General features: G+C 70.9%; 12 protein-coding genes. 9 read left to right on the top strand and 3 right to left on the bottom strand.

Annotation, left to right across the window (positions count from 1 at the left end; genetic code table 11):
* A partial coding sequence (locus tag VFZ70_14955; protein HEX6257104.1) for a sulfurtransferase occupies positions 1–870 on the bottom strand: 870 nt, incomplete at its 3' end.
* 210 nt (positions 871–1,080) lie between these two features.
* Here VFZ70_14955 and VFZ70_14950 point away from each other — a divergent pair.
* Positions 1,081–1,533, top strand: coding sequence for a SufE family protein (locus tag VFZ70_14950; protein ID HEX6257103.1), 453 nt, complete (start codon positions 1,081–1,083; stop codon positions 1,531–1,533).
* A gap of 170 nt (positions 1,534–1,703) precedes the next feature.
* On the top strand, positions 1,704–3,701 hold the full coding sequence (locus VFZ70_14945; protein HEX6257102.1) for an elongation factor G: 1,998 nt from the start codon (positions 1,704–1,706) through the stop codon (positions 3,699–3,701).
* Between the two features lie 9 nt (positions 3,702–3,710).
* Here VFZ70_14945 and VFZ70_14940 read toward each other — a convergent pair whose 3' ends face one another.
* Complete coding sequence (locus tag VFZ70_14940; GenBank protein HEX6257101.1) at positions 3,711–4,565, bottom strand: hypothetical protein; 855 nt, start codon at positions 4,563–4,565, stop codon at positions 3,711–3,713.
* A gap of 172 nt (positions 4,566–4,737) precedes the next feature.
* Here VFZ70_14940 and VFZ70_14935 point away from each other — a divergent pair, with 172 nt between their 5' ends.
* The 3 genes from VFZ70_14935 (at position 4,738) to VFZ70_14925 (ending at position 8,603) form a co-directional block, all read left to right on the top strand.
* Positions 4,738–5,883 (top strand): ABC transporter ATP-binding protein, encoded by a 1,146-nt coding sequence (locus VFZ70_14935; protein ID HEX6257100.1) that lies wholly within the window; start codon positions 4,738–4,740, stop codon positions 5,881–5,883.
* Between the two features lies 1 nt (position 5,884).
* Complete coding sequence (locus VFZ70_14930) at positions 5,885–7,378, top strand: ABC transporter permease (protein ID HEX6257099.1); 1,494 nt, start codon at positions 5,885–5,887, stop codon at positions 7,376–7,378.
* Positions 7,379–7,439: 61 nt separating this feature from the next.
* Complete coding sequence (locus tag VFZ70_14925; GenBank protein ID HEX6257098.1) at positions 7,440–8,603, top strand: ABC transporter ATP-binding protein; 1,164 nt, start codon at positions 7,440–7,442, stop codon at positions 8,601–8,603.
* Positions 8,604–8,671: 68 nt separating this feature from the next.
* Here VFZ70_14925 and VFZ70_14920 read toward each other — a convergent pair whose 3' ends face one another.
* Positions 8,672–9,436 (bottom strand): transglycosylase family protein, encoded by a 765-nt coding sequence (locus tag VFZ70_14920; protein ID HEX6257097.1) that lies wholly within the window; start codon positions 9,434–9,436, stop codon positions 8,672–8,674.
* A gap of 389 nt (positions 9,437–9,825) precedes the next feature.
* Here VFZ70_14920 and VFZ70_14915 point away from each other — a divergent pair, with 389 nt between their 5' ends.
* The 4 genes from VFZ70_14915 to VFZ70_14900 form a co-directional block, all read left to right on the top strand.
* Complete coding sequence (locus tag VFZ70_14915) at positions 9,826–11,532, top strand: RecQ family ATP-dependent DNA helicase (protein HEX6257096.1); 1,707 nt, start codon at positions 9,826–9,828, stop codon at positions 11,530–11,532.
* A 98-nt stretch (positions 11,533–11,630) separates the two neighbouring features.
* Complete coding sequence (gene ppk1, locus VFZ70_14910) at positions 11,631–13,805, top strand: polyphosphate kinase 1 (protein HEX6257095.1); 2,175 nt, start codon at positions 11,631–11,633, stop codon at positions 13,803–13,805.
* A gap of 23 nt (positions 13,806–13,828) precedes the next feature.
* Positions 13,829–15,427: an ABC transporter substrate-binding protein gene (locus tag VFZ70_14905; protein HEX6257094.1), complete on the top strand. Its 1,599-nt coding sequence runs from the start codon at positions 13,829–13,831 to the stop codon at positions 15,425–15,427.
* Positions 15,428–15,627: 200 nt separating this feature from the next.
* Positions 15,628–16,220, top strand: a 593-nt coding sequence (locus VFZ70_14900; protein ID HEX6257093.1) for an ABC transporter substrate-binding protein, incomplete at its 3' end; no start/stop codon positions are given.

Below are 16,220 nucleotides of genomic sequence, written 5' to 3'. Positions count from 1 at the left end.
GGTGATGGGCGCGCCGACCAGGTTGCCCCACTCGGTCCACGACCCGTCGTAGTTGCGGACGTTGTCGTAGCCCAGCAGGTGCGTCAGCACGAACCACGTGTGGCTCGACCGCTCACCGATGCGGCAGTACGCGATGATCGGCTCGGACGGGTCGAGGCCCTGCCGCTCGGTGTAGATCGCGGTCAGTTCGTCCGCGTCGCGGAACGTGCCGTCGTCGTTGGCCGCGGTCTTCCACGGCACGTTGGCCGCTCCGCGGATGTGTCCACCGCGCAGCGCGCCCTCCTGCGGATAGTCGGGCATGTGCAGCTTCTCGCCCCGGTACTCCTCGGGCGAGCGGACGTCGACGAGGCGGCCGCCGGCGTCGAGCTGCGCCTCCACGTCCCGTCGGAACGCGCGGATGGTGCCGTCGTCGCGTTCCACGACCGGGTAGTCCGTCGGCGCGCGGTCGGGCTTGTCGGTCGTCAGCTCGCGGTCCTCGGCGATCCACTTCTGGCGCCCGCCGTCCATGAGCCGGACGTCGGGGTGGCCGAACAGCGAGAACACCCACAGTGCGTAGGCCGCCCACCAGTTGAAGTTGTCGCCGTAGAACACGACGGTGTGGTCCCGACCGATGCCCTTGGACGACAGCAGTTCGGCGAACGCGGCACCGTCGACGTAGTCGCGGGTCACGGTGTCCTGCAGCTCGGTGTGCCAGTCGACCTTCACCGCGCCCGGGATGTGTCCCGTGTCGTACAGCAGCACGTCCTCGTCGGACTCGACGATGACGACGTCGGGGTCGTCGAGGTGGTCGGCGACCCACGCGGTGGTGACCAGGCGTTCGGGATTGGCGAACTGCTGCAGGTCCGGGTCCGGATCGGTGGACACGGTCATCGGATCTCGGCTCCTCTGCCGGCGCGTGTGCGAAGGGGGCGTGTGCGCCACGTGCGGCGGATCTGGGGCCTGCGGACGTGGCCGGTGCCGGCGCACGCCATAGTAGGAGACCCCGGCCGGGCGACGCCGCCGATTTGCACGGTAACCATGGTGGGGACGCCGCAGAGGGCGGCTGGGACGTCAGCGACCCGGAACCGACGAGGAGCGAAGATGGGCGGCACCGAGCTGGAGGGACGGCTCGCGGCGATCGCGGACGAGTTCCGCGCCGCGCCCGACGACCTGCGCATCGAGCTGCTGCTCGAATACGCGGCCGCGGTGCCGCCGCTCCCGGACGACCTCGACAGCTCGTCGATGGAACGGGTCGTCGAGTGCCAGACACCGTTCTTCCTGCATGCCGAGGTCACGCCCGACGACCGGGTCACGATCTGGTTCGACTGCCCCCCGGAGGCTCCCACCACCCGGGCGTTCGCGGGCATCCTGGCCGACGGACTGTCGGGAGCGACGCCGGCCGAGGTCCTCGACGTGCCGACCGACCTCGCCGAACGCATGGGCCTGGGGTCGACCATCAGCCCGCTGCGGCTGCGCGGCATGCACGCCGTGGTGCACCGCCTCAAGCGCCGTGTGGCGGCAGCCGCCGACGCGGCGCGACACGCCACCGGATGACGTCCGTGTCGGCCGACCGGCCCGCGGCGCCCGGCCGACACGGTCCGGGTGATCGCGGGAACTTCGGCTCGCGCGCCCGACGGGCGTTGGCGTAGGATCGACCGACCTCGCCGGCCGCTGCTGGTGCACGAGGGTACCCAGGCCGGCGACCAGCGACCTCAGGATGCCGTATGCCCGCTGCGCCAACGCCCACCGACCGCCTCCGCAACGTCGTGCTCGTCGGGCACGGCGGAACCGGCAAGACAACGCTGGCCGAGGCCATGATCGACCTCGGCGGCAGCGGCGGCCGTGGTGGACTCCTCGATCACGAACCCGAGGAACGCGAGCGCGGCAACAGCCTCAGCCTCGCGTCGGGATGGGTCAGCTGGCGCGATCACAGGATCAACCTGCTGGACGCGCCCGGCGGCGACGACGCGATCGGCGACGCGTACCCCGCCCTGGCCGCCGCCGACGTCGCGCTGTTCGTCGTCAACGCGGCGGCGGGCGTCCAGCCCCAGCACGACCGGTTGTGGGCGGTGTGCGACGAGCTGGACCTGGCCCGGATCGTCGTGCTCAACCAGTTGGACCAGCAGCAGGCGAACTACCAGACGACGGTCGACGCGCTGCGGGAGCGTTGCGGCAAGGCGCTGGCGCCGGTCCACATGCCCATCGGCGTCGGCGCAGAGTTCAACGGTGTGATCGACCTCCTGCACTTCACCGCGGTCGTCAGGACGCCGGACGGGCGCGCAGACCAGGCGGTGCCCGATGAGAGGTGGGAGCAGGCCGAGCGCAACCGCGAGTTCCTGGTCGAGGCCATCGTCGAGCAGGACGACGATCTGCTGATGGCGTACCTCGACGGTGAGACGCCCGCGGCCGACGAGCTGGCCAAGGTCTTCGCGGCCGGGATCTCGGGCGGTGGGTTCTTCCCGGTCCTGTGCACATCGGCCGCGGCCAGCATCGGTGTGCGCATGCTCGCGGACTTCCTGGTCACCGAGGCGCCGGCGCCGCAGCCGATCACCGATCGCACCGCGGCGGTCGTCGTCAAGACGCAATCCGATCCGTACGTCGGTCGGATCAACCTGCTCCGCCTCGTCGGTGGCACGCTACGGGCCGACGACGTGCTGACGGTGCAGCGCACCGGCGACAAGGTGCGCCTGCACCAGCTGTTCCGCCTCCAGGGCGGCGACAACGAACCCGTCGTGGAGGCCGCGGCCGGTGACATCCTGGCGGTCGCCAAGCTCGACGACGTGCGCACCGGCGACGTGCTCGACGTCGATGGCACGACCGAGCCGCCGGTCGTGCCGTCCCCACCCGAGCCGTACTTCCGGATGGCGCTGCAGCCGGCCAGTGCGGGCGACGAGGACAAGATGTCAGCCGCGCTCGCGCGGATCGCCGAAGAAGACCCGGCACTGCGGCTGGTGCGCGACACCGAGACCAACCAGCTGGTCGCCAGCGTCTACGGGCCCACCCACATGGCGGTAGTGCAGTCGCGCCTGCAACGCAAGTTCGGGGTCTCCGTCGACACTGTCCCGGTCCGCATCGCGTACCGGGAGACGGTACGAGGCAGCGCCGAGGGCATCGGCAAGCACGTCAAGCAGTCCGGAGGGCACGGCCAGTACGGCATCGCCCACATCCGCGTCGAGGCGGTCGAGCGCGGAGCCGGCTTCACCTTCCACGACAACATCGTCGGTGGCGTGATCCCGCGGCAGTTCATCGGCAGCGTCGAGAAGGGCGTCGTCGACGCGATGACGAGCGGTGTCCTGGCCGGGTACCCGGTCGTCGACGTCGATGTGACGGTCTTCGACGGCAAGCACCACAGCGTGGACTCGTCCGACATGGCCTTCCAGATGGCGGGCGCACTGGGGTTCCGCGCCGCCGCCGAGGCCGCCGGACTCGTGCTGCTCGAGCCCATCGACGAGGTGCGCGTCGACGTGCCCGATGCGTTGACGGGCGACGTCATGGGCGACCTGTCGTCGCGGCGGGGCCGCATCCAGGGCAGCGGGCGCGCGGGACGGGAGCGGGCGGTCGTGGTCGCGCACGTGCCGCGCGCGGAGCTCGTCCGCTACGCCGCCGATCTGCGCAGCCTCACCAGCGGCGCCGGCGGGCTGGAGATCCGGCCGAGCCACTACGAGCAGGTACCTGACCACATCGCGGACCGCATCATCGTCGCGTCGGCGGAGGACGACTGACCGCCGCCGTCAGTCGTCCGCGGTCGTCACCATGACCGACGACGTGGCGAGACGGTGCCCCATGTACAGCAGCAGGCCCTGGCTCGCGCAGTACACGATGCCGAGCAGGATCACCAGCGCGCGCAGCACGTTGAGGCGCCGACCCAGGTCGGCGGTCGTGTCCTCGATCAGCGTCCGTGCCTCGCTGGCCGTCGCCTCGTACTGACCCAGCACCTCGTTCGCCTCGTCGAGGGTGGTGCGGACGTCGGCAATCGCGGTGGCGACCTCCTGGCCCTGCTGTCCGACGTCGCGCAGGTTGTCGCCTGCGCTGTCGATCGTGGTCGCCTGCCTGCGCAGGTCGGCGGGCAGGCCCTCGAGGTTGTCCGACAAGGCCTGGAGCGTCTCGTCGAAGGGTTCCTCGGGCTCGTAGGTGGGACCCACCGGCAGCTCGTCGAGCGCCTGGAGGGTCGAATCGATCGTGCCGCCGACCTCGATGATCGTCGGCAGCGACTGGCCGAGCGACTCGATCGACGCCGCGACGTCACCCCGCAGAAGTTGACTCGTCTGGTTGAGCAGGTCGGCGCCCTCGTCGAGCGTGCCCTTGAGCCCGCGGGACGTGTCCTCGGCGTCGGTGAGACCGTCGCCGACGACCGCGACCGAGTCCGTGGCGACGCTCAGTGACGAATCGACCGTCGTCAGGCTCTCGGCCGTCAGACCGAGCGAACGTTCGAGCAGCACGTCCAGGTCACGCAGCAGCCAGAGGCCGATCGCTGCGGCGAGGACCCCCGACAGGACACCGACGATGCCGACGGTGCGCATCACCCGGCCGAACCGGGGCAGGCCGAGGTCGCTACGCTGCCCTGGCGCGGTCGCAGTGCCGGTCACGCTGAGCTCCTCCAGGGTAGGCTGCGCATCACGTGGGCGGCTCGGCGCAGGACCTGCGGTTTCTGACCCTCGACGGCTGGGGACACGGGGCCGAAGAGACGTGCATCGGTTGTGTTCCCGTCCAATCCTTTCGTGACACTGTCCCCACAACCGACGACCAAGGATGCCATGCATGACCGACCCGACCGCGCCGCGATCGCCCGACGCGCACCACATCGTCACCGCCGAGCACCTGACGAAGCGCTTTGGCGACCAGACCGCGGTCGATGACCTGTCGATGCACGTCGACGAGGGCACGATCTTCGGGTTCATCGGTCCGAGTGGCTCCGGCAAGACCACGACCGTCCGCCTGCTGACGGGGGTGCAGACGCCGTCTGACGGCTCCGTCGTCGTGCTCGGCCGCGAACCGTCGGCGTTCACCGAGCACGAGCGCGCCCAGATCGGCTACATGCCGCAGCTGTCGGTGCTGTTCCCGCACCTGTCGATCATGGAGAACCTGCGGTTCGTCGCTTCGATCTACGGCATGCCGTGGCGCCGTCGCTCGGCGCTCAAGGAGGTGCTCGACTTCGTCGAGCTGACCGACCATCGCCGCAAGCGGCTGCGGCAGGCGTCGGGCGGCATGCAGCGGCGGCTCGCCTTGGCCGCGGCGCTCGTCAACAAGCCGCGCATGCTGTTCCTGGACGAGCCGACCGCGGGCATCGATCCGGTGCTGCGGCGCAAGTTCTGGGACCACTTCGAGTCGCTGCGCGACGAGGGCCGCACGCTGTTCGTCACCACCCAGTACGTCGGCGAGGCCGCGTACTGCGACCAGATCGGTGTGCTGCGCGAGGGGCGCCTGCTGACGGTCGACACCCCCGAGGGCCTGCGTCGGCAGGCGTTCGGCGGCGAGGTCATCGACCTCATCGTCGCCGAGCGCATCGAGCAGGACCTGATCACGCAGGTGACGCAACTGGACTACGTGGTGCACGCCCAGCGCACGCGGGTCGACGGCAAGGGCATGCGCATCACGGTCGTCGACGCCGACCGCGTCATCCCCCCGCTGCAGCGGTGGCTGGAGGAGCGGAGCATCTCGGTCGAGTCGGTCGACCGCTACCTGCCGCCGTTCGACGACGTGTTCGTCAAGCTCGTCGAGTCCGACGGCCCGACGGAGCTCAGCGGGCTGTCCGACGCGACGGACGACCTGGCGGTGTCCGAGCCCGACATCACGATCCCGCCGCCACCCGACGCGCCCGACCAGCAGACCGAGCCCGCAGGCGCACCACCCGAGCCGTTGAGCGGCATGCCCGAGGACGGCGACGACCCCGCGCGGAGGCGCTGAGATGAGACGACTCGTGCGCACGGGCGCGTTCGTCCGCAAGGAGATCATGCAGGTCCTGCGGCAGCCGGGCCTGATGCTGAGTCTCGTGCTCGGACCGTTCCTGATCCTGCTGGCGTTCGGCGGTGGGCTCCGCGAGGAGGATCCGGCGGTCAGGACGATCTTCGTCGTGCCCGAGGGCAGCGAGATCGAGCAGGAGGTGGAGCAGTTCGCCGAAGCGCAGAGTGAACGCCTGACCGTCGAGGGCGTCCAGGCCGACGAGGAGGACGCCCTCAACCGGCTCCGCCGCGGCGACGTCCAGATGGTGCTGGTGTTCCCCGACGACGCCGAGCAGACGGTGCGCGCCAACCAGCAGGCGCAGGTCAACGTCTACCACGACCAGATCGATCCCCTCGAGACCCAGGCGATCCAGCTGTTCACCCGGACGGGCGTCGACGAGGTCAACAAGCAGGTCCTGCGGGAACTGGTGCGCAGCGGGCAGTCCGAGTCGGATGAACTCCAGCAGCGGCTCGATGCGGCGACGACCAGCGTGAACGCGCTCGACGAGCAGCTCGCGGCCGGTGGCGAGGCGGATCAGGAGCTCCAGGTGGCGCAGGGGGACCTGGCCGGCCTCGCGCTCGCGCTGGGACCGTCCCTGGCTGTGCTGGGCGGCATCGAGCAGACGGCGGGACCGGGTGACACCGCCGCACTCGTCGAGGCGTACACGTCACTGAACGATAGCTCGGACGCGCTGAACCAGTCGTCGGACGCGTCATCGGTGGACCGCCAGCAGGTGTCCCAGCTGTCCAGCGACCTGGAGACCCTCGACGCCGAGCTCGAGACGTTCCAGGCGCTCAGCCCGGAGGTCATCGTCAGCCCTTTCGAGGGGACGACGGAGCGCGTCGCCGGCGATGACGTGCAACTGGTCGCGTTCTACGCGCCTGCCGTGCTCGCGCTGCTCGTCCAGCACATGGTCGTGACGTTCGTCGGCCTGTCGATCGTCCGCGAGCGTGAGCTCGGCACGAACGAGCTGTTCCGTGCGGCGCCCGTCACCGCCGCCGAGATGGTGATCGGCAAGTACATCGCCTTCACGCTGATGGGCACCGTGATCGCCGCCGCCCTGGCTGCGGGCCTGATCTACGGCCTCGGCGTACCCATGGTCGGCTCCTGGTGGGTGGTCGTGGTCACGATCGGCCTGCTGCTGCTGGCGTCCACCGGCCTGGGCTTCCTGCTCGCGCTCGCCGCCGGCAGCGACAGCCAGGCCGTCCAGTACGCCATGCTCGTCCTGCTGGCGAGCATCTTCTTCAGCGGCTTCCTGCTGAGCCTCGAGCGGTTCCGGCCCGCCCTCGTCTGGTTGGCGCGCGTGCTGCCGGTGACCAGCGGGGTCGTGCTGCTCCGCGACGCGATGCTGCGGGGCCAGCTGATCCAGCCGCTGTACCTGCCACTGCTGTCCGTGCTCGCGGTCATCCTGTTCGTCGCATCCTGGCGGCTGTTCCGGCGGCGGCTGTACGCCGGGTGACGGTCCGCGGCGCCGGAGCGCTGCCACGCCATAAGCTGGCAGGCAGGCGAGGAGCGCTCCAGTGGTCGACATCACCCTCGATGACGTGCACGTCGGGTTCACGACCGAGCAGGGCGACGAACGTGTCGCCGCGCTCGACGGGCTGACGCTGCACGTACGGTCCGGTGAGCTGCTGACGCTCGTCGGTCCGTCCGGCTCGGGCAAGTCGACGGTGCTGCGCACGATCGCCGGGCTCGAGACCCCGCGCAGCGGGACGGTCGCCATCGACGGGACGGTGGTCAACAAGGCGTCGGTGCGCGACCGCGACGTCGCGTTGGTCGCGCAGTACGACACCCTGCTGCCGCACCTGACCGTCGAGGACAACCTGGGATTCCCGCTGCGGTTGCGGCGGGTGTCGGCCGAGGAGACGTCCCGTCGCGTCGGCGCGGAGGCGCGGACCCTGGGGCTGTGGGCGAAGCTGCGCCGTCGCCCACGGCAGCTGTCGACCGGTGAGCGGCAGAAGGCCGCGCTCGGACGCGCGACGACCCGTCGGCCGCGCGCCTACCTGTTCGACGAGCCGCTGGCGGGCCTGGACGCCGGCGAGCGTGGCCGAGTTCGGCGGGAGCTCCGGCAGCTGCAGCGCGGCATGGGCGTGACGTCGATCTACGTCACGCACGATCAGCGCGACGCCATGGCGCTCGGCGACCGCGTGGCCGTCATGTCACGGGGGCGCGTCGTCCAGGTCGACGAACCGATGCGCGTGTGGTCGAGCCCGGCCAACCTGTTCGTCGCACGGTTCTTCGGGAACCCGCCGCTCGGTGTGCTGCAGGGCCGGCTGCACGATGACGGCACGACCGCGTGGGTCGATGTCGCCGGCACCGCCCTGCGCCTGCACCCAGACCAGCGCCGCACGGTGCTGCGCCGTAGGACGGGCCCGCGGATCGCAGTGGGTGTGCGGGCGGCCGCCGTGCGACTCGTCGGCGACGAGCCAACGGCGGGGGACCCCTGGCTGCGTCGGCTGCCGGTGACCGTCTCCGCCGTCGAACCGCTCGGCGCGTCGACGGTCGTCGCGGCGCACCCGTCGGGCGCGGCCGAGACCGCCGGCGTCGTCTACACGACCATCGCGCCCACCCGCTCGGTGCGTCGTGGCGAGCAGGCCACGGCCGAGATCGACCTGCGCGAGAGCTTCGTCTTCGACGTCACGACAGGCGAGCGGTTGCTGCCCGACCTGGTCAGCTCGACGTGACCGGCGCCGGCCGAGGCCCTGCGACAGGCGCCCGGCCGGAGCGGTGAGAGGTGCGAGCGGCAGCCGGCCTACAGGAGGCCGAGCTTGGCGGCGCAGGACGGCCAGGCACCCCAGCCCTGCTGGGCCTGGAGCATCTCACCCCGCCTGATCTGCTCCTCGCGGCTGTGTTCGTGCGGGTAGCTGCTGCCACCGACCGCCTGCCACGACGACAGGCTGAACTGCAGGCCGCCGTAGTAGCCGTTGCCGGTGTTGATCGACCAGTTGCCACCCGACTCGCACTGCGCCAGGCTGTCCCACACGCTGCCCGACGGCACCGCCGGAGCGGCCGGCGCAGGATCCGGTTCCGGCTGGGGCGCCGGCGCGGCCTCCTGCTCGGGCTCCGCGGCCTGGGCGGTCTCGACCTCCGGTTCGGGCTCGGGCTCCGGCTCGGGGGGCGGTTCCGGCAGCGCCCGAGGGCGCAGCGTGGTACCGCACGCGGGGATGCGGATCGTGATGCCCGCACGCTCCAGCCAGGTCGCATTCAACTGCGGGTTCGCGTCCCAGAGCCGCTTGTACGCCATGTCACCCTTGAACCCGTAGTCCCAGGCGATCTGCTGCAGGCCCTCTCCGTAGCTGACCTTGTGGACGATCGACTCGCCGCCCGGCGTCCAGAGGTGGCTGGCGCCCGTGGGCATGCTGTCAAGCTGGCATGGGCCCTGCCGCACCGTGTAGTGCTTGCCACCCTTGCCGTTGTTGCCCTTCGCGGCCTGTGCCGGTACGGCCGGCACCACGACGATCGTGAGTGCGCACGCGAGGGCCAGCACGACCGACGCGGCGCGCCTGTTGCTGCGCATTGCCATCGTTCCTCGATGCTCCGACGCCGCCGCACGAGCGACGGCTGCACTTGGTGCTCCGGGCGTGGCGGCGTCACGTCCACCGCCCGCATCGACTCAGCCTGCGACGGTACTCACGATGCGCACGCATGCAGACGGGAGGACCTGTCCGTTCGCACACGATTCGGCGTGATCCAAAAATTTCGGCGTCCGGGCGTGAAGAGTGCGGGATCGGGCACGAGAGTGGACGTGGGCCGCCAGTGGTAGGGGCCCGCCGTCGATGTGTCCGGGGTCAGGCGTCCCCGTCTGCGTCGGCTGGTGACGATGTCGGCATGGGGGTACGACATGACGCATGTGGTGGAGGCGTGGCTGAGCGCCGCCGCCGGATCAGTCGATCCGGGTCGCCGGCCATGACGACGGCGAGCCACACCCTCGAGATCACGGACGCGCTGCGCCGCTGGTTCCCGAACCTGCGCACCTTCCTGCCGGGTCAGCGGGAGGCGTTGGAGGGTGTGCTCGACGGTCGCGACGTCATCGCGGTGCTGCCGACAGGCGGAGGCAAGACGCTGGTCTTCCAGCTCGCCGGCCTGCTGCTCGAGGGCACCACCGTGGTCGCCACGCCGCTGCTCGCGTTGATGCACGACCAGGTGCGCCGCCTGCGCGCCGACAGCCACCTGCCCGTCGCGGCGCTGTCGGGCAGCCTGCGCGGACACGAACGTGAGGACGTGCTCGCCCGCCTGGCGGCCGGCGACTACGGGTTCGTGTTCTCCACACCCGAGCAGCTGTCGCGGGCCGATGTCCGCGCCGCCCTCGCCGCGTGCCCGATCGACCTGTTCTGCGTCGACGAGGCGCACTGCATCTCGGAGTGGGGTTTCGACTTCCGACCCGCGTACCGCGAACTGTCGGCCGCGAAGGAGGCGATGGGCACGCCGCCGGTCCTCGCGCTGACCGCGACCGCGCCGGAGACCGTCCGTCGGGATGTCGCGCGGGAGCTCGACCTGTGCGAGCCGCTGGTCGTCGCGCGGGGCTTCGACCGCCCGAACCTGCACTTCACCGTCGTGCGCGTCACCGACCCGGACCGCCGAGAGCGGCAGCTCGACGCGTTGCTCGACGAGGTCGACACGCCCGCCGTCGTGTACTGCACGACCCGTCGCGAGGCCGAGGAGACCGCGCTCGCCCTGCTCGACCTCGGCACCAGCCGGGCCAGGCCGCGCCGGCTGCGGGTCGGCCATTACCACGGTGGGATGGACCGCCACACGCGCGAGAGCGTGCAGAACGCGTTCCTGTCCGACGATCTCGACGTGCTGTGCGCGACCAGCGCGTTCGGGATGGGCATCGACAAACCCGACATCCGGACCGTGATCCATCACACGATGCCCGACTCGATCGAGTCGTACTGGCAGGAGGCCGGTCGCGCCGGCCGCGACGGCTCCGCGGCGGACTGCGTCATGATGTTCCGCCCGGAGGATCGCGCGGCCCACGAGCACCTCCACCGCCGCAGCCGGCCATCGGAGGCGACGATGGCCAAGATGCTGCACGTCGCCAGCCGGGTCGACCACGCCACTCCCACGGCGGAGGTCGTCACCCGGATCTGCGAGGTCGCCGAGGTCGCCCGCTCGGGCGCGGTATCGCTCATCGAGGACCTGGACCGCTTCGGGTACCTGACCCAGTTCAAGACCGGCATCCGCTGGCGGGGCGAGCCGCGGCAGGCGATGGACGAGCTGGCGCACCACCATGAGCGGCAGGTCGAGATCGAGTGGTCGCGGCTGGACATGGTCGCCGGCTACGCGGAGTCCAACGGGTGCCGTCGGCGGTTCCTGCTCAACTACCTTGGCGACGAGTACCCCGCGGAGCTGTGCCTGCGGTGTGACAACTGCCTGCGCATCGCGGGGAGCCGGACGTTCGACGACTGGGATCCCGATGCGGAGGCCACCCGGCTGAGCGCATCGCGCGGTGGACCGTTCACCCCGGGGGAGCTGGTCGTGCACACCGAGTGGGGTGAAGGGACCGTGCAGCGGATCGAGGGCGAGGTCATCGTCGTTCGCTTCGATGCCGTCGGGTACCGGTCGATGCACACGCCGACCGTGATGGAGCGCGGCCTGCTGCGTTCGGCCTGACCGCCGCCGCAGCCGCCCGACACCGGCGGAACCGGCGTGCTGTGGAGGCGACCGTGCTGTCGGCTCTAGCATTGACGCCCGGACGACAAGGAGGCCAGGTGGGCGCGGCACAGCGGACCGGGCACGCCACGGCGACCGATCGCGCGTTCCGCCTGCCGCCGCGGGCGCCCGACGGCCGGTTCGTCGCCATTCCGACCGCCGACGCCGCCGGCAAGCACCTGGACGCTCCGGGGCTGTACGTCAACCGCGAGCTGTCGTGGCTCGAGTTCAACCGCCGGGTGCTCGCGCTGGCCTCCGACGCCTCGATCCCCCTGCTCGAGCGCCTGCGGTACATCGCGATCTTCCACGCGAACCTGGACGAGTTCTTCATGGTGCGCGTGGCGGGGTTGAAGCGCCAGGTGCGGGCCGGGGTCACCGAGCTGACGACCGACGGGCGCACGCCCGCCGAGCAGCTGGAGGCGATCGCGACCCGCCTGCGCCCGATGCTGTCGACCGCGACGACGACGCTGCACGAGCAGTTGCTCCGCCTGCTGCGCCGCCACGGCGTGGGCGTCGTGTCGATGGCCGACCTCGACGACCGTCAGCGCGCGGCGGCCACGGCGTACTTCGAGGACGAGGTCTTCCCGGTGCTGACCCCGCTGGCGGTCGATCCCGGGCATCCGTTCCCGTACATCTCGAACCTGTCGATCTCGCTCGCCGTCGACGTCGCCGACCCGCAGCGCGGCACCACCCAGTTCGCACGCGTGAAGGTCCCCAGGGTGCTGCCCCGCTTCGTCCCGCTCGACGGCCACACGACCTTCGTCCCGCTCGAGGAACTGATCCGCGATCGGCTGGACCACCTGTTCACCGGGCTCGAGGTGCGGGCGGCGCACACGTTCCGCGTGACGCGCAACGCTGACCTCGAGCTCGCGGAGGACGGCGCCGACGATCTGCTGATGGCCATCGAGGAGGAGCTGCGCAGGCGACGGTTCGGCGCCGTGGTCCGTCTGGAGGTCGACAGCGCCGTGCCTGACACCGTCACGGCCCTGCTGCAGGACGAACTCGACGTCGACGACAGCGACACGTACCGCATCAGCGGGCTGCTGGGCTGTGAGGACCTCATGCAGCTGGCGGACCTGGACCGTTCCCGCCTGCGTTGGCGGACCTCGCACGCCGTCGGCAGTCCGCGCCTGCGCCACACGGCCGGTGGGGGTCCGCCGGACATCTTCGCCGCCATACGCGACCGCGATCTGCTGGTCCACCACCCGTACCACAGCTTCTCGCGCTCGGTCGAGCGCCTGTTGGCCCAGGCGGCCGAGGATCCCGACGTCCTGGCGATCAAGCAGACGCTGTACCGGACGTCGGGCGACTCCCCCATCGTCGATGCGCTGGTCCACGCGGCGGAGCGGGGCAAGCAGGTCGTCGCACTGGTCGAGATCACGGCGCGGTTCGACGAGGAGGCCAACATCATCTGGGCGCGCACGATGGAGAGCGCGGGCGTCCACGTCGTGTACGGGCTGGTCGGCCTCAAGACCCACGCGAAGATCGCACTCGTGGTGCGCCGCGAACGCGAAGGGATCCGCCGTTACGTGCACGTGGGGACCGGCAACTACAACCCCCGCACGGCACGGTCCTACACGGACCTGGGTCTGCTCAGCTGCGATCCCGCCCTGGGCGCCGATCTGACCGAGCTGTTCAACGTGCTGACTGGATACGGTCGACAGGTCCGCTTCCGCAAGCTGGTGGTCGCGCCGTGGCGGATGCGCGAGCGCATCACCGCGCTCATCGATCGGGAGATCGACGCGCAGCGCTCCGGCATCCGGCCAGGCCGCATCCGCATGCAGGTCAACGCGGTGACCGATCCGCAGATGATCGCGTCGCTGTACCGGGCGTCACGGGCCGGCGTGCACGTCGATCTGGTGATCCGGGGCATCTGCGGGCTGCGTCCGGACATCTCCGGTGTGAGCGAGAACATCACGGTGCGGTCGGTCCTCGGGCGGTTCCTCGAGCACGCCCGCATCCTGGAGTTCGGGGACGAGGACGTGTTCATCGGCTCGGCCGACCTCATGCCGCGCAACCTCGACCGCCGTGTCGAGACGCTGGTGCCGATCGACGATCCCGCGCTGCGCGGGCAATTGCGGGAGGTCCTCGATCTGCTGCTGGCGGACAACACGATGGCGTGGCGCCTGCACCCGGGTGGAACGTGGTCGCGCGTGCGCCCCCGCACCGGTGAGGCCTCGTGCGTCGCCCAGGAAGAACTGCTGCGCCGCGCCCGACCTGTCGCGGCGGAGTAGCCCCGACCGTGTGGCCGTTGCGCGTGCTGGTGCCAGTGCTCGTGGCGGCACAGCTCATGGGGTGCACGCCGCCGGCACCGATCGACGATCCCGCACCGGACACCGTGGTCGCAACCGATGGCGCCGACGCGGGCGAGGTCGTCGACCGACGTCCGGTGACCGGTGGCGTCGCGCGGGTGGCGGTCGCGTCCGAACCAACGACGCTCAACCCGTGGTCCGCGCCACGGGGCGACGGGGCGCGGACGATCGCGGACGCGACGCTCGTCACCCTGTGGCGGACCCGTGGAGACGGGAGCGTGGAACCGTGGCTGCTGGCAGGCGAGCCGATCACCAGCGGCGGCGTGGACGGCGCACCACTGACCGTCGTCTACGACGTGCGCAGCGACGCCCGCTGGAGCGACGGGTCGCCCATCGACGGAGACGATCTGCTCGCGACCATCGCTCATTGCCGCCGTCTGCCCGCCGCCCTGCGTCCCGGCGAGCCGTGCGAGGCGGTCGATCTGGAGGCCTCGTTCGCCGAGGGCCGCCGAGCCACGGTCGTGTTCGCCCGCGCGGTCGGGACCTGGCGGGCGTTGCTGGCGCGCATGCCGGTGCTGCCGGCGCATGTGCTCGGCGACGGCGATCGCCGGTCCTCCTGGCGCCGCAGCATGCCCGTCACGTCGGGGCCGTTCCGCTTCGAATCGTGGACGCCCGGGGAGCGACTCGTCCTGGTGCGCAACGAGCAGTGGTGGGGCGACGTGGCGCTCAGCCGTCTCGAGATCGTGTTCAACGCACCCCCGACCGTCGCCGCGGCCGCGGACGGCCGCATCGACGTCGCCCTCGTCGACCCGACCATCGGCAACCTCGAGCGTGCCCGCGCCGACCGGGGACTGCGGGCCGTTGTCACGTCCGACGCCGCCGTGGACGTGCTCGACTTCAACCTGGCCTCGCCCCGCGTGGCGCGCGCAGCGACGCGGCGCGCGGTGGCCGCCGAGATCGATCGCGCCACCCTCGTCGAGGAGGTCGTCGCGCCGGTGGCACCGCGCACGGCCACCACGGACGGCCTGCTGGGCGCGGACGACCCCGACGGTCCCGCGAGCACCGACGCGCCGTCCACCGGGCCATCCCCCTCGCCGCAGGCGTGCGGCACCGTCGACGGGATGTTCGTGTGCGATGGCGAACCGCTGACGTTGCGACTACGCACCGGGGGTTCATGGCGCCTGCGGCTGGCCGGTGAGTACATCGCGACGCAGTTGGAGGCGGCCGGGATCAGCATCGTGCAGGCCGGTGATGCGAACGCGTGGGATCTGCGCGTGGCGACGGTCGACGTCAGCGCTGATCCGGTCGCGGGCGGCACCCGGTGGCGATGTGACGGTGACGCCAACACGCAGGCGTACTGCAACAGCACCTTCGACGGACTGCTCGACCAGGCCCAGCGGACGTCCGACGACAGTGAACGCGCGGAGGTCGTGACGGAGGCCGACCTGGTACTCGCACACGATCGACCGACGCTCCCGCTGTATGCGCCTCCCAGGATGCTCGTGCACACCACACGCATGCGCGGACCCCGGGTGCACGCCCACGCGCCCGGGCCGTTGTGGAACGTCGAGGACTGGGCGCGTATGACCACGGGGGACGACTAGCGGCTTCGTACGCCGCTGATCCGACGGGCGACCGACAGCCCTGCGGACAGCCGCCCGCAGCGGCAACTAGCGGCCTCGTACACCGCTGACCAGCAACAAGGCCTTGGTCGAGCGTTACCGTCGGGTAGAGTTACTATCAGTGTCACAGGAGTCCGCCCGACCGCGGTGGCCTCCGTTCACGGTACCTATTAGGAGGCATCATGCGGATACGAGGTCGAACGCAGCGCTGGGTGCTGCTGCTGGCCGTGCTGGCATTGCTCGCTGCGGCATGCGGTGGAGCCGAGGAGACCGGTGGAGGTGAGGAGGCCGAGGGCGGTGGCGGTAGTGAGGCTACCGAGGGCGAAGAGGCCGCGGGCGGCGGCGAGTTCTCGGTCGAGATCTGCGAGCCCGAGCACCTCTTCCCGCCGGCCAACGTGACCGAGACGTGCGGCGCCGAGGTGCTCAACGCGCTGTACGCGCCGCTCGTCTCGCTCGACCTCGAGACGTCTGAAGCCGTCTGGGGCGACGAAGCGCCCAGGGCCGTCGCAGCGGACGTCACGACCGAGGACCAGCAGACGTGGACGATCACGCTGAAGGACGGGTGGACGTTCCACGACGGCACGCCCGTCACTGCCCAGTCCTACGTCGACGCGTGGAACTTCGGCGCCGCGAACGCCGAGTACACCGGCAACTACTTCTTCGACTTCATCGAGGGCAAGGAGGAGATCGCCGGATCCGGTGGCTCCGAGGGCTCCGGCGAGCCCGGCGAGATGAGCGGTCTGAGCGTCGTCGACGACCAGACCTTCGAGGTCAC

It is taken from the genome of Euzebyales bacterium (assembly GCA_036374135.1).
In the GTDB taxonomy this organism is placed as follows: Bacteria; Actinomycetota; Nitriliruptoria; order Euzebyales; family JAHELV01; genus JAHELV01.
Note: the sequence above shows the minus strand (reverse complement) of the source record. Positions and strands in the feature narration are given on the sequence as shown.

Coding starts and splice junctions, on each gene's coding strand:
- VFZ70_14935 (HEX6257100.1), top strand. CDS start 4,738: ATGACCGACCCGACCGCGCCGCGATCGCCCGACGCGCACCACATCGTC.
- VFZ70_14915 (HEX6257096.1), top strand. CDS start 9,826: ATGACGACGGCGAGCCACACCCTCGAGATCACGGACGCGCTGCGCCGC.
- VFZ70_14945 (HEX6257102.1), top strand. CDS start 1,704: ATGCCCGCTGCGCCAACGCCCACCGACCGCCTCCGCAACGTCGTGCTC.
- VFZ70_14920 (HEX6257097.1), bottom strand. CDS start 9,436: ATGCGCAGCAACAGGCGCGCCGCGTCGGTCGTGCTGGCCCTCGCGTGC.
- VFZ70_14930 (HEX6257099.1), top strand. CDS start 5,885: ATGAGACGACTCGTGCGCACGGGCGCGTTCGTCCGCAAGGAGATCATG.
- VFZ70_14950 (HEX6257103.1), top strand. CDS start 1,081: ATGGGCGGCACCGAGCTGGAGGGACGGCTCGCGGCGATCGCGGACGAG.